Source organism: Arthrobacter sp. Leaf234, from assembly GCF_001422665.1.
Taxonomy (GTDB): domain Bacteria; phylum Actinomycetota; class Actinomycetes; order Actinomycetales; family Micrococcaceae; genus Arthrobacter_D.
Window position 1 is genome coordinate 468,921 of record NZ_LMLU01000001.1, and the last position, 20,238, is coordinate 489,158.

At 64.4% G+C, this 20,238-nt stretch carries 17 protein-coding genes; 8 read left to right on the plus strand and 9 right to left on the minus strand.

The window, feature by feature from the left end; genetic code table 11:
• Positions 1-9: 9 nt before the first annotated feature.
• From recF to dnaA, 4 genes are all read right to left on the minus strand, one after another.
• Complete coding sequence (recF, locus tag ASF21_RS02160) at positions 10-1,227, minus strand: DNA replication/repair protein RecF (RefSeq protein WP_055766167.1); 1,218 nt, start codon at positions 1,225-1,227, stop codon at positions 10-12.
• A 10-nt stretch (positions 1,228-1,237) separates the two neighbouring features.
• The gene (gene gnd, locus ASF21_RS02165) at positions 1,238-2,134 is read right to left on the minus strand and encodes a phosphogluconate dehydrogenase (NAD(+)-dependent, decarboxylating) (RefSeq protein WP_055766170.1); all 897 of its coding nucleotides are present in this window, start codon (positions 2,132-2,134) and stop codon (positions 1,238-1,240) included.
• 64 nt (positions 2,135-2,198) lie between these two features.
• Positions 2,199-3,323 (minus strand): DNA polymerase III subunit beta, encoded by a 1,125-nt coding sequence (gene dnaN, locus ASF21_RS02170; protein WP_055766173.1) that lies wholly within the window; start codon positions 3,321-3,323, stop codon positions 2,199-2,201.
• 475 nt (positions 3,324-3,798) lie between these two features.
• Positions 3,799-5,211 (minus strand): chromosomal replication initiator protein DnaA, encoded by a 1,413-nt coding sequence (gene dnaA / locus ASF21_RS02175; protein ID WP_055766176.1) that lies wholly within the window; start codon positions 5,209-5,211, stop codon positions 3,799-3,801.
• Positions 5,212-5,673: 462 nt separating this feature from the next.
• On the opposite strand from dnaA, the gene rpmH reads away from it, so the two are divergent.
• The 8 genes from rpmH to ASF21_RS02210 all read left to right on the plus strand — a co-directional run bounded on the left by rpmH (position 5,674) and on the right by ASF21_RS02210 (position 11,651).
• Complete coding sequence (gene rpmH / locus ASF21_RS16270) at positions 5,674-5,811, plus strand: 50S ribosomal protein L34 (RefSeq protein WP_022892375.1); 138 nt, start codon at positions 5,674-5,676, stop codon at positions 5,809-5,811.
• Between the two features lie 103 nt (positions 5,812-5,914).
• Positions 5,915-6,274 carry a ribonuclease P protein component gene (gene rnpA / locus ASF21_RS02180; protein ID WP_235498626.1) on the plus strand — a complete coding sequence of 120 codons (360 nt, stop codon included), beginning with the start codon at positions 5,915-5,917 and terminating at the stop codon, positions 6,272-6,274.
• Positions 6,271-6,633 (plus strand): membrane protein insertion efficiency factor YidD, encoded by a 363-nt coding sequence (gene yidD, locus ASF21_RS02185; protein WP_414826592.1) that lies wholly within the window; start codon positions 6,271-6,273, stop codon positions 6,631-6,633. The genes rnpA and yidD overlap by 4 nt, the downstream gene beginning before the upstream one ends.
• Before the next feature lie 2 nt (positions 6,634-6,635).
• A complete protein-coding gene (gene yidC, locus ASF21_RS02190) occupies positions 6,636-7,598 on the plus strand; it encodes a membrane protein insertase YidC (RefSeq protein WP_055766182.1) in 963 nt (320 codons plus the stop codon).
• The gene (locus ASF21_RS17230; RefSeq protein WP_082471167.1) at positions 7,595-8,215 is read left to right on the plus strand and encodes a protein jag; all 621 of its coding nucleotides are present in this window, start codon (positions 7,595-7,597) and stop codon (positions 8,213-8,215) included. Before yidC ends, ASF21_RS17230 begins: the two co-directional genes overlap by 4 nt.
• A complete protein-coding gene (gene rsmG / locus ASF21_RS02200; protein ID WP_157365701.1) occupies positions 8,208-8,879 on the plus strand; it encodes a 16S rRNA (guanine(527)-N(7))-methyltransferase RsmG in 672 nt (223 codons plus the stop codon). The genes ASF21_RS17230 and rsmG overlap by 8 nt, the downstream gene beginning before the upstream one ends.
• A gap of 257 nt (positions 8,880-9,136) precedes the next feature.
• The gene (locus tag ASF21_RS02205) at positions 9,137-10,096 is read left to right on the plus strand and encodes a ParA family protein (protein WP_235498691.1); all 960 of its coding nucleotides are present in this window, start codon (positions 9,137-9,139) and stop codon (positions 10,094-10,096) included.
• A gap of 73 nt (positions 10,097-10,169) precedes the next feature.
• Positions 10,170-11,651 (plus strand): ParB/RepB/Spo0J family partition protein, encoded by a 1,482-nt coding sequence (locus ASF21_RS02210; RefSeq protein WP_055766185.1) that lies wholly within the window; start codon positions 10,170-10,172, stop codon positions 11,649-11,651.
• A gap of 3,078 nt (positions 11,652-14,729) precedes the next feature.
• Here the strand turns inward: ASF21_RS02210 and trxA are convergent.
• The 5 genes from trxA to ASF21_RS02235 form a co-directional block, all read right to left on the minus strand.
• A complete protein-coding gene (gene trxA, locus ASF21_RS02215) occupies positions 14,730-15,056 on the minus strand; it encodes a thioredoxin (protein WP_055766189.1) in 327 nt (108 codons plus the stop codon).
• Between the two features lie 25 nt (positions 15,057-15,081).
• Entirely contained in the window at positions 15,082-16,140 is a 1,059-nt protein-coding gene (gene trxB / locus ASF21_RS02220; protein WP_414826593.1) for a thioredoxin-disulfide reductase, read from the minus strand.
• Between the two features lie 168 nt (positions 16,141-16,308).
• On the minus strand, positions 16,309-17,853 hold the full coding sequence (locus ASF21_RS02225) for an ABC transporter substrate-binding protein (protein WP_157365702.1): 1,545 nt from the start codon (positions 17,851-17,853) through the stop codon (positions 16,309-16,311).
• A 72-nt stretch (positions 17,854-17,925) separates the two neighbouring features.
• Entirely contained in the window at positions 17,926-19,653 is a 1,728-nt protein-coding gene (murJ, locus tag ASF21_RS02230) for a murein biosynthesis integral membrane protein MurJ (protein WP_082471170.1), read from the minus strand.
• Positions 19,654-19,731: 78 nt separating this feature from the next.
• Positions 19,732-20,211: an NUDIX hydrolase gene (locus ASF21_RS02235; protein WP_055766198.1), complete on the minus strand. Its 480-nt coding sequence runs from the start codon at positions 20,209-20,211 to the stop codon at positions 19,732-19,734.
• Between the last annotated feature and the right edge of the window lie 27 nt (positions 20,212-20,238).

Genomic DNA, 20,238 nt, shown 5'->3' on the forward strand with positions numbered 1-20,238 from the left:
GGCTCCGGGTCACGCACGGCGGGCGTCCCCTGCATCGATCCCGCCGGACACGACGCGGATCTGTCGACCGACCAGTGCATCGGGGATGTCGTCGCCCACGGCGGCGGTCACCAGCACCTGTTCGGCGGGCGCCACGATCGATGCGAGCCTGTGGCGCCGCTCGGCGTCCAGCTCCGCGAAGACGTCGTCGAGGATCAGGACGGGACCACCCCCGGGTGTCCGGTCCTCCTGCAACAACAGGTAGTAGGAGGCAAGCCTCAGGGCGAGTGCCATGGACCAGGTCTCGCCATGGGAGGCGTATCCCTTCGCGGGCACGGCTCCGAGCACCAAACCGAGATCATCGCGATGCGGTCCCACGAGGGAGAGTCCGCGCTCCAGTTCCTTCTTCCGGTGCCGCAGCAGGGTATCCACGAACAGCTGGGTCAGTGCGGGGGCGTCCAGCCCCCGCAGGGTGTTCTCCGTCCCGTCACCGGGTACGGCGATCGGGACGTCGTCGTCGGCGCCGGAGTCGCCCATCGGCGAGACGGAGACGCTCGAGGCATAGGCGAGCTCCGCGGTCTTCGATCCGTCCGTCAACTCCGCATAGGCCCGCTGGACGAGCGGTCGGAGTTGCCCGACGAGCACCAGCCGAGCGGACAGCAGGCGTGCCCCCGCCTCGGCGAGGTGCTGGTCCCAGACGTCGAGGGTCGACTCGTGGGCGGCCGAGAACCGCCCGGCGGTCCGGCCCGATTTCAGGAGGGCGTTCCGCTGTTTCAGGACACGCTCGTAATCGGCGCGGAGGGCCGACTGATGGGGAAGCAGGGAGACCATGACGTCGTCGAGATACCGTCGTCGGCCGGAAGGGTCTCCCTTCACCAGTGCGAGGTCCTCCGGTGCGAAGAGCACGGTCTTCAGGATCCCGGCGGCATCACGTGCCCTTACCGGGTTGGAACGGTTGATCCGGGCACGGTTCGCGGTCTCGGCATTGATCTCCACCTCGACGGTGGTCCGCTGGTCCCCACGGACCAGCCGTCCGCGGATGATCGCCCTGTCCTCGCCGAAGGAGATCAGGGGCCGGTCGGTACTGACCCGATGGGAGGAGAGCGAGGCCAGATACCCTACGGCCTCGACGATGTTGGTCTTGCCGACACCGTTCGGTCCCACGAAGACCGTCGTCCCGGGGCCTATCTCCGCGTCGAGCTGGGGGTAGCTGCGGAACCCGGTGAGCGAGAGGTGCTCAACGTACACCGGGCACCACTCACTCCGCTGTCGGCTGGGCGGGCTTCACGGCGTGGCCGCCGAACTGGTTGCGGAGTGCTGCGACCATTTTCATGGCCGGTGCATCGTCCTGTCGTGAGGCGAAGCGGGCGAACAGGGCGGCCGTGATGGCGGGTGCGGGGACGGAGTTGGCGATGGCTTCCTCGACCGTCCAGCGGCCCTCGCCCGAATCCTCGACGTAGCCGGCGATCCTGGACAGTCCCGGGTCCTCCTGCAGCGCCTTGACGAGGAGGTCCAGGAGCCAGGACCGTACGACGGTCCCTTTCTGCCATGCGGCGAAGGTGCCGTGGACGTCCTTGACGATGTCCTTGGCCTCGAGCAGCTCGTAGCCCTCGGCGTACGACTGCATGAGTCCGTACTCGATCCCGTTGTGGACCATCTTGGCGTAGTGACCGGCACCGACGTCCCCCACGTGGACGAAGCTCTCGGAACGCTCACCCTCGGGACGCAGCGCATCAAAGATCGGCATGGCGAGCTCGATGTCCTCCTGGGTGCCGCCGGCCATGAGTCCGTAGCCGTTCTCCAGGCCCCACACCCCGCCGGATACGCCGCAGTCCAGGAACCTGACGCCTTTCTGCGCGAGCAGGGTCGCGTGGATCTGATCGTCCGTGAATTTCGAGTTGCCGCCGTCGATCACCAGGTCGCCCGGGCTCAGGAGTTCGGAGAGGTCCTTCACCACCGCGTCGGTGATCTGCCCCGCGGGAACCATCACCCAGATGATCCGCGGGATGGGGAGCGCCGCGACGAGCTCTTCGAGGCTCGGCACGTCGGTGCGGTCCGGACTCCGGTCGAATCCGGTGACCTCGATGCCTTTCTCCCGCAACCGACCTCTCATGTTGAAACCCATTTTTCCGAGTCCGATGAGGCCGATATGCATGAGATTCTCCTTCTGACGGTGAGTTCGGCCGAGGGTGGGGCCGATCGCTGTGCCTGGGGGCGGCCTACTGGTTGGGAAGCCGCACGGGCATCAGCAGGTACCTGTAGTCTTCCCTGTCCTCACCCGTGACGTCATCCTGGGCGGACATGACCGCAGGCTTCGGAGGTGAGGTAAAGGAGAAACGCACATACGGGCTGCTGAAGGCACCCAGACCCTCACTCAGGTAATGCGGGTTGAAGGCGACGGTGATGTCATCGCCGTCCAACGTCGCTTCGATGGCCTCGGATGCCTGTGCGTCCTCGCCGGTGCCGGCGTCGAGCGTGACCTGACCATCGGTGAACGCGAGACGGACCGGGGTGTTCCGCTCGGCGACGAGGGAGACACGACGTACAGCCTCGACCAGCGTGCTGGTCTGGACCGTCGCGTGGATCGGGGTCTTCTCCGGGAAGAGCGAACGGATCTTCGGGTAGTCGCCATCCACGAGCAGCGAGGTGGTCCGTCGACCGCCTGATTCGAAGCCGATCAGTTCCGAGTCCGCAGAGAAGGCGATGTTGAGGTCTCCGGCCCCACCGAGTGTCTTCGCTACTTCGTTGAGTGTCTTCGCCTTGACGAGCGCGCTGGTCGAGATTCCGGGAGTGGTCGGTCTCCAGGACACTTCACGGAGCGCCAGGCGGTATCTGTCCGTTGCGAGCAGGGTGATGAGATCGTCCTCGATCTCCATGCGGACGCCGGTCAGGATGGGCAGGGTGTCATCACGGCTGGCGGCGATGATCACCTGGGAGACGGCCTGGGCGAACGCGTCGCCGTCGACGACACCACTGACGTCGGGGAGTTTCGGTAGCTCCGGGTACTCACCCTCCGGCATGGTGGCGAGGTTGAAGCGGCTGTTCCTACAGGTGAGGGTGACTTTGGAGCCGTCGGTGGCGACCTCCACGGGAGCGGACGGAAGGCTACGGCAGATGTCGGCGAGGAGTCGGCCTGAGACGAGGATCGTGCCTTCTTCCATGACATCGGCCGCGATCTCGAGACGCGCGGAGATCTCGTAGTCGAAGCTCGCAAGACTGAGTGTTCCTGCCTCGGCCTTGATCAGCAGTCCTGCGAGAACGGGCACCGGCGGCCGTGGAGACAGCGAGCGTGCGGTCCAGGAGACAGCCTCTGCCAGTACATCCCGCTCAACTCTGAATTTCACGGAGCAGTGCCGCCTTTCAAAAAAACAGCCACCGGCGGAGCCGGCGGGTGATGGGTCCAACGTCGTCCACGGAGGTGCCCGGGCACGGGGAACTACAACCCTACTGGGTGAAAGCTTAGCCGGACATCGGGTCCGCGAAGCGGGGTGGAGGTCCAGGGGATCGGTGCGGAGCGGGACGTGGAATGTTATCTGAAGAACTTTTGAAGTTTAAGGTTCGTAGTGTTAATAACTGCTGTGGATTCTGTGGATAACCCACTGCGGCCGCGGGGTTGCACCGAAGTGACCTGTGGACAAGGTGTGGGTCGGCGGAACGGCCGGCAGGAGTCCCCTGTGGGCAAGATCCTTGTGATTCCGGCGATCCACAGGGCGAGGGGGGTTTGTCCTCAGGATGACCGTGCTGAGGGAGGGGTTTATCCACAGCTGTGTCCACACCTGTTAATTACCGACGGGATGCGGCCGAACTCGTCCGCGGTGCTCAGGCTTCGCGTTGTTTGTGCTTGATCCGGTTGGTCAGTTCCGTCACCTGATTGAAGATCGCACGGCGTTCGGCCATGAGTTCACGGATCTTCCGGTCCGCATGGATGACCGTGGTGTGGTCACGACCGCCGAGTTCGGCACCGATCTTCGGAAGCGACATGTCCGTCAACTCCCGACACAGGTACATCGCGATCTGCCGCGCCGTGACGAGGGTGCGCGTCCGCGACTTGCTGCACAGTTCCTCCAGGCTGATCTGGAAGTAATCAGCCGTCTGCGCCATGATCACCGTCGACGTGATCTCCCGGGCGCCGTCGTCGGAGATGAGGTCCTTGAGGACGATCTCCGCCAGGTTGACGTCGACCTGCTGCCGGTTCAGGCTGGCGAACGCCGTCACCCGGATCAGGGCCCCCTCGAGTTCCCGGATGTTCGTGGCGATCTTCGAGGCGATGTACTCGAGGACGTCGTCGGGTGCGCTCAGGCTGTCGCTGATCGCCTTCTTCCGCAGGATCGCGATCCTGGTCTCCAGCTCGGGTGGCTGGATGTCGGTCAGCAGGCCCCATTCGAAGCGGGACCGCATGCGCTCCTCGAACCCGATCAGCTGCTTGGGCGGCAGGTCCGACGTGATGACGACCTGCTTGTTGTGGTTGTGCAGCGCGTTGAAGGTGTGGAAGAACTCCTCCATCGTCCGGTCCTTGCCGGAGAGGAACTGGATGTCGTCGATGAGGAGGATGTCCACGTTGCGATAGGTCTGCTTGAAGCTCGACCCCTCGTCGTCCCGGATCGAGTTGATGAAGTCGTTGGTGAACTCCTCCGAATTCACGTACCTGACCCTGATCCCCGTGTACAGGTGGCGGGCGTAGTGCCCGATGGCATGCAGGAGGTGTGTCTTCCCGAGGCCCGAGTCGCCATAGATGAACAGGGGGTTATAGGCCTTTGCCGGTGCTTCGGCGACGGCCACGGCGGCAGCGTGGGCGAAGCGGTTGGAGGATCCGATGACGAAGGTGTCGAAAATGTATTTCGGGTTCAGCCGGCCGAACTCGTGCGAGTTGCTCGGTGGCGTCGGTGACGGCTTCGTCTCGCCCTTGGGTTCCGGGGAGGATTCCTCCGGTTCGGGATCCGGTTCCTCCTCCCTGACGGGGGTCAATTCCGGATCGATGACGAAGGCGCACTGGATGTCCTCACGGAAGACGTCGTGCAGGGCCTCGTCGAGCGCACTCTTCAACTGCGTCTGCAGGACTTCACGGGTGAGTTCGTTCGGAACAGCGATGAGCATGGTGGTGCCGATGAGCCCCTGGGCCTGGGCGAGCACCATGAAGCCCCGCTGCCGGGGAGTGACACGATCGTCCTGCTCGAGGGTCCGGATGACTTTGCGCCAGGAACTCCCGACGTCGTTTACCTCATCTGTACCCACGGAAAACCCCTCTTGGCTCTGCAGTCCACCCTCGAAAAGGTCCGTCATCCACAGACTTGTACACAAGGCGTGGATAAACGGACCATGGCAAGACTAGAGGATGGAAAGTACAGAAGATAGCGGACCTGCGGGGCCTGGACGGGGGCGCGGAGACCTTCACGGGAGCCTCGGGAGTGGCCGTGTACTGTTGGTCGGGTACCGGTTGTCCACAGGTTGTAGAGAAGTATGGTCCACAGCCGACCGACCGCGAGTTTGACGCCCCTGAGCCGCGTCCCCTAACGTGATGTAGTCCAACATGTCTGCATTTCGCATGCCATCACAGATGTTCCCGGGTACGAAGTGGCCTCGGGATGTGACAGCTCTCCCGCGAATGTCGGATGTACACCTTCATCGCGTCAGTCTGTTCTTCCCCCTTGTTGCAATGGGCCGGACGCATCTCAAGATCGTTCTGGAGTAACTACAGTGAGCAAGCGGACCTTTCAGCCGAATAACCGCCGTCGTGCCAAGAAGCACGGTTTCCGTCTTCGCATGCGCACCCGCGCAGGCCGCGCCATCCTGTCGGCGCGCCGCGGCAAGGGCCGTACCGAACTCTCGGCCTAAGCGGTTCCCTCCCCGCCATGCAGCCCTCGGGTGATCGCGCCGGCGCAGGCTCTCCTCTCCCCTCCGTGGATTGGTCCGACCTGTGCTCCCGGTGATCCATCGGGTGCGAGCAGCGGCGGATTTCGCACGTACCGTACGTTCCGGTGTCCGTTCAGGGCGCCGGAACGTCGTGCTATACGGGGCCATGACGTCGTCGGATGCCCCCTCCCGGGTCGGTTTCATCGTCGGCAAGAACGTGGGGAACGCCGTCGCGCGGAATCTCGTTAAGCGAAGGCTGCGCCATGTCATGGCGGAGTGGATCCGGACACACCCGCAGGGTTTCGACGTCGTCGTCCGCGCACTTCCCGCATCGGCCGGCGCCGAGTGGCAGGACGTGCACCGGGACGTGACGGGAGGGCTCGCAGCGGTGGTTCGGAAGCTGGAGCGGTCGCAGGTCCCGGAGAAGGAAGGCAGAGTATCGTGAAGAAGGTCGCCGTCGCTGTGCTGGCCTTCCTCATCGGTCTGCCGCGTCTCGCTGCGATCTGGCTCCTGATCGCGTACCGGAAGGTCGTCTCTCCGCTGTACGGCCAGGTGTGCCGTTTCTACCCGAGCTGCTCCGCCTATGCGCTGGAGGCGGTCACGGTCCACGGCTTCCTGAGGGGAACGTGGCTCGCCGCACGGCGGGTGGTCCGCTGCCACCCATGGAACGACGGCGGCGTGGATCACGTACCCGAGGGTTCCAGGATCTTTCCGGACGGGAAGGTCCCTTCGATTGTTGTGTTGAACCACCCGGTCATCCCGGCCGATGACGAAAGCCGCCCGGCGGCTCGAGGAGCAAACTGATTATGGGTTTTTTTGAGACGATCCTGGCGCCGTTCAGGTGGCTCGTGTCGTGGATCATGTTCATGTTCCACGAGGGCTTCTCGTTCCTCGGGATGGACCCGGCATCCGGGTGGACCTGGGTGCTTTCCATCGTCGGACTCGTCGTCGTCATCCGTGCCGCCCTGATCCCGGTCTTCGTCAAGCAGATCAAGGCGCAGCGCGGGATGCAGGCCCTGCAGCCGGATCTCCGCAAGCTGCAGCAGAAGTACAAGGGCAAGACCGACCAGCTCTCGCGCCAGGCCATGACGCAGGAGCAGATGGCGCTCTACAAGAGGCACGGGACGAACCCGTTCGCTGCCTGCCTGCCGATCCTCATCCAGATGCCGTTCTTCTTCGCGCTCTTCACGGTCCTCAACGGGATCTCCCGCGCGAGCGAGGAGGGCATCGAGATCGGCGCCCTCTCGCCGGAGTCCGTCCGCCAGTTCGACGATGCCACCATCTTCGGGGCTCCCCTCTCGTCCACCTTCCTCGGCAGCTTCGGAGCCGACGGGAACATCAGCGTGATCATCCTCTCCGTCATCATGATCATCGCGATGACGGCCTCGCAGTTCATCACGCAGAAGCAGATCATGGCGAAGAACATGTCCGAGGAGGCCATGCAGAGCCCCTTCATGCGTCAGCAGAAGATCATGCTCTACATCCTCCCGCTGGTCTTCGGCATCGGCGGGATCAACTTCCCGATCGGTGTCCTCGTGTACTGGACCACCACCAACGTGTGGACCATGGCGCAGCAGTTCTACGTGATCCGGAGGATGCCGACGCCGGGATCGCCCGCTGCGAAGGCACTGGCCGATCGCCGCGCCAAGAAGGGTCTGCCCATGGTCCCGCTCCTCGGCGAGCGGAAGGCCGAGCCTGCCATCGAGGCGGTTCCCGAGGCCCGGGTGCAGCGCGTCCAGCCCCAGCGCAAGAAGAGGAAGAAGCGATGAGCGTAGACAACGAAGAGCAGGCTCCCGAGCTCGACCCGAACGGGACGGACCAGAGCGGTCCCGGAGAGGCGGACGGCCTGGAGGTCGACGCCCCTGAGGCGGATGCTGCCGAGGAGACCGACGGTCCGGCGGGATCGAGGTCGTCGAGACTCGATGAGGAGGGCGATGTAGCAGCGGACTATCTCGAGGAACTCCTCGACATCGCCGATATCGACGGGGACATCGACATCGAGGTGAGGAGTGGCCGCACCTACATCTCCATCGTGTCCGAGGGCTCCGCCGACACCGGGCTCGGGGCCCTCGTCGGTGCTGACGGAGAGGTTCTCGAGGCGCTGCAGGAGCTCACCCGACTCAGCGTGCTGACCGCGACCGACGCCCGGTCGCGACTGGTTTTGGACGTCGACGGCTACCGAGACAGGCGTGGGCGGGAGCTGACGGCTGTGGCGCAGGAAGCCGTCGACCGGGTGAAGGAGAGCGGCGAGGATGTCGCCCTTGCTCCGATGTCCGCCTACGAACGGAAGATCGTGCACGACGTCGTCGCTGATCTCGGCTTCGTCAGTGAGTCCGAGGGCGAAGGTCAGGCGCGACACATCGTCGTGTCGCCGAGCGATGACTGACAGCCCGGATCAGGCGCCGGGAGCGATTCCTGAGCCGAGCCGGCACGAGCTCGCTGCCGCCGAGAGCATCTTCGGGGGCCGGATCGAGACCGCCCGCGCCTTCGTCGCCCATCTTGCGTCGTCGGGTATCGAACGGGGTCTCCTGGGGCCACGGGAGGTTCCCCGACTGTGGGGACGCCATGTCCTCAACTGTGCGGTGGTCGCCGATCTGATGGCGGTGGATACGACGGTCGTGGACGTCGGCAGTGGTGCCGGTCTTCCCGGTCTCGCGATCGCCATCGCCAGACCGGATCTCGAGTTGCACCTGGTGGAACCCCTGGAGCGGCGGGTCATCTGGTTGAACGAGGTCGTCCGCGATCTCGGCCTCGACAACGTGACGGTGCACCGTGCGAGGGCAGAGCAGCTGGTCGGTGATGTCGCCGGTGACTACGTGACGGCCCGCGCGGTGTCCGCCCTCACGACGCTGGCAGGATGGACCATCCCCCTGGCTCGTCCCGGCGCAGAGGTACTCGCGATCAAAGGGCGAGGGGCGTCGGACGAGATCGAGAAAGCGAAGAAGGTCATCCGCACATTGGGCGGCGGAACGCCGGAGATCATCGTGATCGGCGATGCAGTGCTGGAGGAACCCACAACGGTGGTGCGGATCCCCGTGCTGATCCGCTGATCCTGATTCCCCTGCCCGCGTTGGCTCCTTGCCGTTCCGGTCGGATGGCGGCTGAGTCCCGCAGCGTTCCGGCTACCCTTGTAGATAACGACGTCTGGCATGTGAGAGTGAGCAACCGAGTGACCATCAAGGACGCCCCCGTGAAGAAGGTCGAGGGCCATCGCGCCCTCGGCAACCCTCCCTCGGTCGGCTTGCGTGAAATACAACCGGGAAAGTTTGCAGATCCAGCAAATACAGGTGTAGTTCCACGTGAAACCCTGTCAGCGCGTGGCAAGACAGCCAATGCGGTCGACACGTCGACGAAGAAGACGGCCAGGGGCGGAAGCGTGATGGAGACGATGGACGACTCCTCGCCTCTCGGCCGGGAGCTGGCGAACGAGGCGAAGCGTCGGGAGAAGCTGCTGGGCAAGGAACTTCCCAAGCCGCGGAGTACCCGCATCATGACCATCAGCAACCAGAAGGGTGGGGTCGGCAAGACGACGACGACGGTCAACATCGCCGCCGCGCTGGCCACCGCGGGGTTGCAGGTTCTCGTGATCGACATCGACCCTCAGGGCAACGCCTCCACTGCACTCAACATCGACCACCACGCTGAAGTGGATTCCATCTACGACGTTCTCATCGACGACGTCCCGCTCGGTGACGTGGTGGCGCCCTGCCCCGATGTTCCCAACCTCATCTGTGCGCCGGCGACGATCCACCTTGCTGGGGCCGAGATCGAACTGGTGTCCCTGGTTGCGAGGGAGCAACGCCTCCGCCGTGCCATCGACCTCTACGCGAAGGAACGGGAGGAGAAGGGTCAGCCGCGGCTGGATTTCGTGTTCATCGACTGTCCCCCCAGTCTCGGCCTCCTCACCGTCAATGCCTTCGTCGCGGCGAAGGAGGTGCTCATCCCCATCCAGTGCGAGTACTACGCGCTCGAAGGGCTGAGCCAGCTCCTGAAGAACATCGAGATGATCCAGAAGCACCTCAACGCGGATCTCGCCGTCTCGACCATCCTCCTGACCATGTACGACGGGAGAACGAACCTCGCGGCCCAGGTGGCGGCTGAGGTGAGGGAGCATTTCCCCGAGCAGGTGCTGAAGGCTGTGGTACCCCGCTCGGTGCGGATCTCCGAAGCCCCCAGCTACCAGCAGACCGTCATGACCTACGATCCGTCCTCGAGTGGGGCGCTGTCCTATCAGGAAGCTGCCGCGGAAATAGCCTCGCGTTCATAGGAGTTGTGGGTCCGGGTGATCCGAACCCCTGAACAGTACTGGTGGGCATGGGTCCACACCCGGAAGGAATGACATGGTTGAGAAACGGCGCGGATTGGGTCGAGGACTGGGTGCTCTGATTCCGAGTGCACCCGCTGAGGAGGAGCCAGAGGTTCTGCCTGCAGTGGAGCCGGTCGGCGCGTCCCGTGACGTCCCTCAGACGGACAGCAGTGATCGCAAGCAGGGTAGCCGGCCTGTCGATCTGTTCTTCGAACGCGTGACCGAGGAAGACGTGGCAGAGCAGCCACGTTCGTATTCCTCCGCGCTGCGCAGCGGGATCAACAAGAATGTCCAAGATGCGCAAACGAAGCGCGTTGGTAAGACGTCCCGTAAAGCTGCGTCCGGTGAAGCGAAGAGGTCATCTACGTCAGAGGCGGGAGACAACGCCGCATCGGCCGCGGCCCCCGGGCAATCAATGTCAACGCCGGCTGAGCCCCGGGAACAGGGCGATGTCTCGGAGCGGGATGCCCCCGATGAAACGGACACGACGATATCCCAGGTCACGGGACATGCGCACGACGACCAGCGGTCGGCGCAGGCGGCCACACCAAGCGCTGGCCGGGAAGAGGGATCGGTTCCCGGCGGTCGCGCCGAAGCTGCCACCCCTGTTCCACGTGAAACGACCGGTAGCGGTCGGTCCGCCGTTTCCGTCAGCGCCGATGTCGTGGCTGGGGCTGATGCGGGTGCGGGTCTGGTCGAGGTACCCGGCGCGACCTTCGCGGACCTGCCGCTGGACGCGATCCACCCGAACCGCAAGCAGCCCCGCGTCGAGTTCAACGAGGACGAGCTCTCGGAACTGGTTCACTCGATCCGCGAAATCGGCGTTCTGCAACCGATCGTCGTCAGGCCGTCGCAGGAGCCAGGAGAACCCCGGTACGAACTGGTGATGGGTGAGCGTCGGTGGCGAGCTTCGCGTGAAGCCGGTATGGAGACGATCCCCGCCATCATCCGTGTCACTCTCGACGACGACCTCCTGCGGGATGCTCTTCTGGAGAACCTTCACCGGAGCGCGTTGAATCCACTGGAAGAGGCAGCGGCGTACCAGCAGCTTCTCGATGATTTCGGGTGCTCGCATGACGAACTCGCAGGACGTCTGGGACGGTCCCGTCCTCAGATCTCCAACACACTGCGGCTGATGAAGCTCCCCCCGCTCGTGCAACGTCGGGTGGCCGCCGGAGTTCTTTCAGCAGGCCACGCCCGTGCACTGCTCGGCCTTGCAGATCCTGCCGATATGGAGAAGCTGGCTCAGAGAATCGTAGCCGAAGGGTTGTCTGTTCGGTCCACCGAGGAGATCGTTGCCCTCAGTGGCGGTTTGAGGCGCGCTTCGAAGCCTTTCATGCCGAAGGATGGCGCTCGTCACGAACGGCTCGACTACTTGGCAACCTCCCTCGCTGATCGGTTGGACACCAGTGTGAAGATCACGTTGGGCGCCAAGAAGGGCCGCGTCAGCATCGAGTTCGCGAGTGTAGATGACCTGAACAGGATTATCGGTGTTCTAGCCCCGGCTCCTGAGTAGGAATGGTCGCCCGCCCTGAGTCGCGAGTTCGATGATCTGCGCGGCGCAATCATGGGCGCTCGAGGTACTCGATAGCGGTGCGTGGTGTTTCACGTGAAACGCCGTCGCCGGAGGACCGTTACCGATCATCGGGGGGGCGGATCTTTGGGTGGGCGGTGGTTCTTTCGCTGGAGAATCCGCACCGGGCTTCAGCCCGTGCGTTGTGGATTCGTTCTCCTTGATACGGCGTGTGCAGGAGTGAGCTGACCAGGTGCTGCTCGGCATCCGCCGTTGTCTGGGCTCCTCACAAGCTGCTTGCACCGTGGCGGCAGCTGAGATTCCGCGCAGTATGAAGTAGAAGAACAGTGATGAGGAGGAAGAGGCTCCAGACCTCGTGCTCCCGGTCGGCAAACGGCTCGCCCCGCTGTTCAGGCTCTGGTACAGCGTGATTGTCGCCACAAAACTGGTCACCTGTACAGCCGAAGACACGCATTATGCAGGTCTGCCAGGTACTACCCGACGGAGTTGGCCGGGTGTTTTCCTCGTTTCACGTGGAACATAAGGAGCTTTGTCGTGCGATCGTGGGAATGCTCCTTCTAACGACCGGGCTTTTCCAGCCCTATCAGACCGAAGGTCTCATATACCTTTCGTCACCAAGAGGATTTCGTGCTGACAGCCCTGGTCAGGGAGCGTCAGGGTCGTGTGGGGTGCCGCTCAGAAGGCCACCACGGCGGGCTGAGGCAGGGACCATCTCCGTCTGTCGGCCATACACTGCGCCATGCCTGCGGCGGAAGAGCCCGCTGGAAGGGCTCACGGTCGACCCCCGCTGGCATCTTGAAGACCTGGAGGGCAGCCGAGCCCCATATGGCGCGATCGTCCTGCTATGAGGCCACATCACTGCTGTGTTTCACGTGAAACGAGGAGCATGAGTAGTCACAACGAGCTCATTTGGCTCCGAGTCAGCTCACTATCGGGTCTTCGGGGCGGTCGCCTCCCCTGAACGAATACCATTCTCTCTGGTCCTTGTTGCGAGATCGATGCTGAAGTGCATCAGGCCCGGGAGCAACACGTGTCCTATCGATCCCTCTCACCGATCTGTGGTCAGCGATCCGCATACCGTCGGATGCTGGCGCAGTCGGGCAGCTCCGGCCGCCGAAGCCCGATCCAGGTCCGATTCTGAGGCCTATTCTTCACCTAAGCTGGCGCCGGCGCTTCGGAAGCTGCGCTCCAGCCATTTCAGGATGACACAGTCGATTGAAGTGGGCCAAAGGTCCGCAGCTCTTCGTCCTCTGTGAGCGGATCAACGGCCCGGAGTCGGCTTGATCAGGATGGGTGCTTTTGCGCGGGAGGCGCGACCGCGGCAGCTGCGTCCTCAGTGGTCTCACACGTGACACGGAGGCGCTTCTGCTGACGTCCTTGGGGACTTCGGCTCCTCGAATTGTCTCCTATGGACTCCCGGTTTCACGTGAAACGACGGCCGAAAGCCGAGAGTCGAACTGTCGACGAACAGCGCCGGTAGAACTCATCGGACTGATGGTGTGGCCACACACCGTTGCAGCGGGCTTGGTGAGTGGTGCAGCAGTCGTTCTTCAGCGCTAATTCAGCAGACTACGCTCACTCTCCCTCAATCGATCCGCCGAGCGGTCGGTCGCGCCGCAGTGCGATCCGTGCGAAGGATGCCAATGATGGGGCACGGTGCGCATGGATGGCACGTGCAAACCCGAGAGTTCGAGCGTTCGTGGATCCGGGAGTCCGGGAGTCCCCGAGTTGGCGAGTTGGCGAAACGGAGCGTCAGCGAGATGGCGAGAGGGTGACAGGTCGAGAGTCTGAGACGGCGATAGGGTGACAGCGCGGGAGAACCAGGGGGTGAGATAGCGAGCCGGCGAGAGGGTGACGGGGCGAGAAAACGAGGGGGCGAGAAGCCGAGATGGTCAGACCGCGACACCGTGAGATCGAGAAACCGAGGTTCGCAGGGCTTCGCTGCCGGTCAACCGGTCGAGAGCGGCACCGCTTCGGCGGAGGACGGCGCCTCGTGGTCAACAAGACCACGGGAGCTGTCGTCAGGGAAGACACGACGCAGATCGGCTGCCCTCGGGCGTTTCTGTTCCACGTGAAACGTACACGCTGATCGGTGGTTCCGAGCTAGATTCGACTGCGCGGAGTCGCGGTATGCAGTGGTGGGAGTAGTCCGGATTTCTTGTGGAGCTGTGCGACGCTACCAGTGCACTTCCCTGTAGTGAGAGTGCGGTCGGGGACGAGAACGTCCTGTCTACAGCTGGAATAGCGTGGACTCTCCCCTGTGAAGGCCGTCCTCATACCCGGGTAAAAACATAAAGAGTTGTCAAGTGCCCAACTACCTCCTCATGTTCTCTTCCCGAGTGACTGTCCTATGCGTTCCACGTGAAACATTGACAGCTGTGTTCAGTTCGAGGCGATCAGGAGGTGGGAAAGAAGTGCGATGTCCGGCCCTTACGTTGTGAAGCCTGCCAGGGCAGAAGAATCTTGAAGCATTACCGCCGACGAACCTCTGTCCAGGTCGTGACAGGGACCCGTATCGACGTGGCTCAGCGATCGCCGTAGTGGGCCCATGAGGCTGCAATCGGCGTAGGGCACTGTCGTGTGCGAGACAGTGATACCGCCCGTTGCTCCCGGGTTGGCATCGGGTCATGAGCCGAGTTCCTCCGTATGCAGGTCTTCAACGTGCTGGAAGTTTCGAGCGGGAGGATCAGGCACGCTCCGATCAGACAGTCCGACGAAGGATCATGGCCGGGGTATTACGAGGGTGAAACGGACTATGAAACGCTGCGCTGGGCGAGTCGAAAGTCGCCACGAGTCGGCATGGATGCCTAGCCCTCCTGATCGCCACCCCTCCCCGATTTCCCCACTCCTCGCGTGCTCGGGGACGGTTTCCAGTCACCACGTGCGGCGTTGCGTGATCGACGTGGACGATCGAGGGTCGGGGCAGGTGACGGCGTACCAGGGCGGTCCTGCTAGATGAGGGTGGACGGTATGTCTCGAGAGCCATCCGTGACGCCTCTTGTGTCCCGCAGCATGAAAAAGGGACCCGCCTGTCGGCGGGTCCCTCGGTACTCCAGGCGATCAGTTGATGAAGGCCGCGAACTCCTGCTCGAGGACCTGCTTCGGCTTGGCGCCGATGGAAGTCGCCGCGACCTCGCCCCCCTTGAAGACGTACACGGCGGGGATCGAGGTGATTCCGTACTTCGCAGCGATGGCGGGGTTGTCGTCGACATTCACCTTGACGACATCGATCTTCTCAGCGTGCTCGGCGGCGATGTCGTCGAGGATGGGCGACAGCATGCGGCAGGGGCCGCACCATTCTGCCCAGAAATCCACGATGACGGGCTTGCTCGCCTGCAGGACGTCGGCGTCGAATGACGCGTCAGTCACATCCTTTGCGTTGCTCATTGCATTACTCCTTGTGATTGATCGATCAGAGGGAAGCGTTCTCGGACACGGCTTCTGCGGGCGGCGTGGGTACGCGCGCCGCTGTCTGGGATGCGCTCACGGTGTCTGCCAGATAGTGCTCGACGTCGAGAGCGGCCACGCATCCGCTGCCGGATGCGGTGATTGCCTGGCGATACGTCGGGTCGATGACATCGCCGGCGGCGAAGACGCCGGGGACCGAGGTCTTCGACGTCCGGCCCTGGACCGCGATGGTGCCCTCGACCGTCAACTCGAGCTGGTCTTTCACCAGATCGACACGAGGATCGTTACCAATAGCAACGAAGACACCGGTCACGTCGATATCGCTCGTCGTACCATCGACGACGTTCGCCAGTTTCAGTCCGGTGACCTTGTCGGATCCATGGATGCCGACGACCTCGGAGTTCCACAGGAAGGAGATCTTCTCGTGGGCGAAGGCGCGGTCCTGCATGATCTTCGACGCGCGGAGGGTGTCGCGGCGGTGGACCACCGTCACGGACCGCGCGAACTTGGTGAGGAAGAGCGCCTCCTCCATGGCTGAATCACCGCCGCCGACGACGGCGATGTCCTGGTCACGGAAGAAGAAGCCGTCGCATGTGGCACACCAGCTGACACCGTGACCGGACAGGCGCTTCTCGTCGTCCAGGCCGATCTCGCGGTATTCGGATCCGGTGGAGATGATCACCGAGCGGGCCAGGAACTCCTCGCCGGTGGCGATGGTGAGCTTCTTGACGTCTCCGGAGAGTTCGGCCTTCACGACGTCCTCGTAGAGGATCTCGGTGCCGAATCGGCGGGCCTGCTTCTCGAACTGCTCCATGAGGTCCGGGCCCATGACACCCTCCGGGAACCCGGGGAAGTTCTCCACATCGGTGGTGTTCATCAGTTCACCGCCGGCCTTGACGGAGCTGGCGATCATCACGGGCTTCAGGTTCGCACGCGCCGTGTAGACGGCCGCCGTGTATCCGGACGGTCCTGACCCGACGATGATGACGTCGTGGATCTTCTGCTCGCCTTCGGTGCTGTGGGCGGTGGGCGTGTCCAACTGGACCTCGGTTTGGGTTGTCACGTTCTCGAAAGACCTTTCTGTCTTCTCCATCGCTGATATGGCCGGTCCGGTCACATCTGCGGACACTTCCCTCAACGGAACCACACATACGCTTATTCCGTCGACGACGCCGGCCGATGCTCGACGTCGGTTCCCTGTCGGGAGCGGTTGGTTCGGTGCTCGCCGCGGTCAGCTGACCCGGATCTCGGCGATCCTGAGGCCGAACGGATACTGGGCCTGGATGTTCGACAGGCGCGGCAGCTGGGTGAAGTTCACGATGACGAATTGTCCGGTGGGTGGTCCGTCTGCTCCGGAGGGGATGGGCAGCGATACGGTAGGGGACGTGAATCCGCCCTGGGCGATCTGCTCCGCTCCCTCGAGCGTCGGCTGATCATTGACGAGCACGGAGAAACTCCCGCCCGCTCCGTTGAGCTGCTCGATGGTCACCTGGGAGATGGTCGACTCCTCCTCGAGCTGGACGACCAGTGCCAGATTGGTCGCCAGTCCGCCGAAGCTGTCACTCGCGTACACCTGATTGCCCCAGAAGGTCGCCGGGTTGCCGTCGATGATCGACGGCAGGGTGACATCATTGGCCGCGTCGAGTCCCGGGTTGTCGGGCACCACACGGGTGATGCCGGTGATGACGGGAGTGACGGGAGCTTGGGTGGGTTCGGCGGTGGCAGTCTCTGCCGGGGCCGGCGCTGTGGCGTCCTCCGTAGCGGGAGCGGCGCTGGAGCGCTCCGTCGCGGGGTCGGCGACGGGGTCGCCGTTGAAGATGGATCCGAGCTGCGTCGCCGCGAGGACCACCGCCACGACGAGGACCACGGTCAGCACGACGCCCACGAGGACCCGGGTGAACCTGCGGCCGTTGCTGTCCTCGTCGTCGTACTCGTCCCGACCGGTGTCGTCGTACCCGTCGCTCCCGTCGCTGTCATCACTGGCATCCCTGTCGCCCGAGAGCGGGAAGAGGGAAGCCGCGCGGGCTGATGACGACGGCGACGAGGAGGCCGCGGCCGTTCCGGCTGCCAGGCCTGCCGCTCCCGCTCCGGCACCTGCTCCTCCGACGCCCGATGGGTGGTCTGCGTCCTCGGAGCACCGGTGCGGCTCGTCGACGGAGGATCCTCCCGGGCGGCGGTTCGGCGGCGGCGGAACGCGGTGGGAGGACGGTCGGTGGTCGGGTGCCGGCTCCGCGTCGACGGGCGGAAGGTCCGAGGTGTCGTCCTGCCGGGATTCCTCCGCGCCGTGGCGTCCGAAGCGTTCGCGGAGACCCGAGAGACGTGGTTTTCGCTGGTGCCGGGAGTCGTGATCGTCCTCGTGGTCGTCGTCGTAGGACTCGGGTTCGGTGGATCGCGGGCCACCGAAGATCTCCGAGCCGAGGGTGTCCGTGAAAAACGGCTCCACGAAGGGCTGGTCCTCCCGCGGGGGATCCTGCTGGACGATCAGGTCCAGCATGTCCGCTGCCGGGGTGCGGTTGGTAACGAGGTAGGTGCCGGCGTCCGTGATGCCGAGATCGAGGACCTGGATGGCACTGTTCCTGTCCCCGGTGGCCAGGTCGCGAGCGCTGGCCGCCACCTGCGAGGCGTTGCCGGAGGAGGCGACGAGAATACTGACGGGCCGGTTGAGGACCTGATCGACGCCGTCGAGCACGAGATCCTTCTCAGCAGATGCCAGGACGTAGGCGGTCACCTTGTACCGGCCGCCCAGCACTGAACCGACGTCTACTGCTTCTGGCACGTGTTCCTCCCGCGAGCATGGCTGATTTTTACCCATGCTACCGGTCACCCCGGCGTTTTCCGGGCGGCTGGGTCAGGCGCCGCTCCGGCGGAAACGCGCGAGGAGAGGGCCTGCGAATTCGTCGAGTTCGCGGACCCGGAGCAGTTTCAGCATGCCCAGGTACACCACTCCCATCAGCACACCGCCGATCGCGAGCACCAGCAGGGCGTTCAGCTTCGACTGCCAGAGGAAGCCGTCGGCGTCGTAGCCGCCGAACGCCCAGCACAGCGCCGTACCGGCGACTGCGGCGACGATCCCGGCGACGGCCAGGCGGACATGGACGTCGAAGACGTGCCCGGCACCGTAGCGGCCGATGGACCGCGTGAGGAAGGTATGACTCACGGCGACCGCGATGACGTTGCCCAGCGAGTAGGCGACGGCCAGCATGGGGACGATCAGCCGGGGGTCGAACATGCCGGCGACGAGGGCCAGCACCACCCCGACGACAGAGAGGACGAGCTGGATCTTCAGGGGAGTCTTCACGTCCTCGCCGGCGTAGAAGACCCGGGTGAGGAAGAAATTGGCGCTGAGGAACGGTGCCCCGATCGCAAGGATCGCGATGATGACACCGTTCAGGGCGGCGCTCTCGGCGGACTCGCTGAAGAGGACGCCGAGGGGTCCCGCGAAGGCCAGCAGTGCGGCCGACCCGAACACCGTCGCGACGCCGATGATCCGCAGCCCCTGGGACAGGGTCGCGCGGACCGCGGGGAGGTTGCCGTCCGCGTGTGCGGAGGACAGCTGGTTGAACATGACCGTGGCCAGGGACAGGGCGATGACCGCGTGCGGCAGCTGGTACACCATGGAGCCGAACTCGAGGTTGGTCAGACCGGCGATCTCGACGGGTGGATCCTGCGCGAGCAGGGCAGGGCGGGCATCGGTGGCGATCGTGGCGACGCGCTGGTTGACGAGGTAGAGGCCGTTGCCGATCAGCATCGTGACGATCGTGACGGAAGCGAGCCTGCCGGTGCGGCCGAGCCCCGTTCCGCGCAGGCCGAACTTCGGACGCAGCCCGAGACCGAGCCGCTTGAGGGGGATGAACAGCACGAGGGCCTGGATGACGATACCGAGGGTGGTGCCGCCGGCGAGCAGCAGGGTCTGCGTCGACGTCCAGGTGTCGGGACTGTGCCGCTCTGCCTGCTCGCTCCCCATCAGGAGGATGAAGACCACCAGGAAGGCGATCGACACGATGTTGTTGACCACCGGCGCCCACATGTACGGACCGAAGGATCCGTTCGCGTTGAGGATCTGCCCCGTCACCGCGTACATGCCGTAGAAGAAGATCTGCGGCAGGCACCAGAACGCGAAGGTGGTGGCGAGGGCGAGCTTCTCACCCGTGAAGCTCGTGGTGACCCCGACGATGACGGGGGCCGCGAGGGTCGCGACGACGGCGAGGACCAGGAGCGCCATGGCCGCGAGGGTCAGGAGCCGGCTGACGTAGTCCGCGCCGCGGTCTGGTTGGCGGCTGGCCCTGATGATCTGCGGGACCAGGACGGCGTTGAACACGCCGCCGGCGAGCATGAGGTAGAGGAAGTTCGGGAGGTTGTTGGCCGAGGTGAACAGGTCCGAGACCTGGCCCGAGGCGCCGATGGCCGTCGCGAGCAGTGCCACCCGGACGAGACCGAGGATCCGGGAGACGAGCGTCCCGGCGGCCATGATGGCGCTCGACCGGGCGGTCGAGCCGCTGCGGGGGGCGGACGGATCGTCGCGGACAGGCTCTCCGGCGTCCTGGAGGGGGATCGAGGCGGTATTCGTGTCAGACATCGCTTCCCATCGTCTCACCCCAGGGCACGACGACGGCGCGGCGGGTCGCCAGGGAGCGGCAGTATGGCCGCGGCCGACTCAGAGGTGTTCGGGAAGGACTTCGCGGGCGAGGTCGGCGATGCGGCGCTCGTTGGGGAAGGACAGCCGGCGGCCCAGCTCCTGCAGCGGTACCCAGGCGACGTCGACGGCCTCGTGGTCCGGATCGTTCTCGATCGTCAGGTACCCGCCGGTCGCGATGAGGAGGTAGTGGTGCACGGTCTTGTGCACACGGTGGCCGCTGACGGTGAACCAGTAGTCGATGCTCCCGAGCGCCGAGACGATCCTGCCCTCGATGCCGGTCTCCTCGGCGATCTCGCGGACCGCCGCTTCCTCGTTGTTCTCCACACCTTCCGGGTGGCCCTTCGGCAGGCACCATTCGAGCCGTCCACCGCGGTTGAGCCGGGCGATGATGGCGACGTCGAGGGTCTCCCTGGAGGCGTCGATGACGATCCCGCCGGCCGAGACCTCCTCCACCGTGGGGAGCTGGTGCTGCACGGCAGGCATACCCGTGGTTCCCATTGACACTGTCAACGGGGTGCGCTTCGG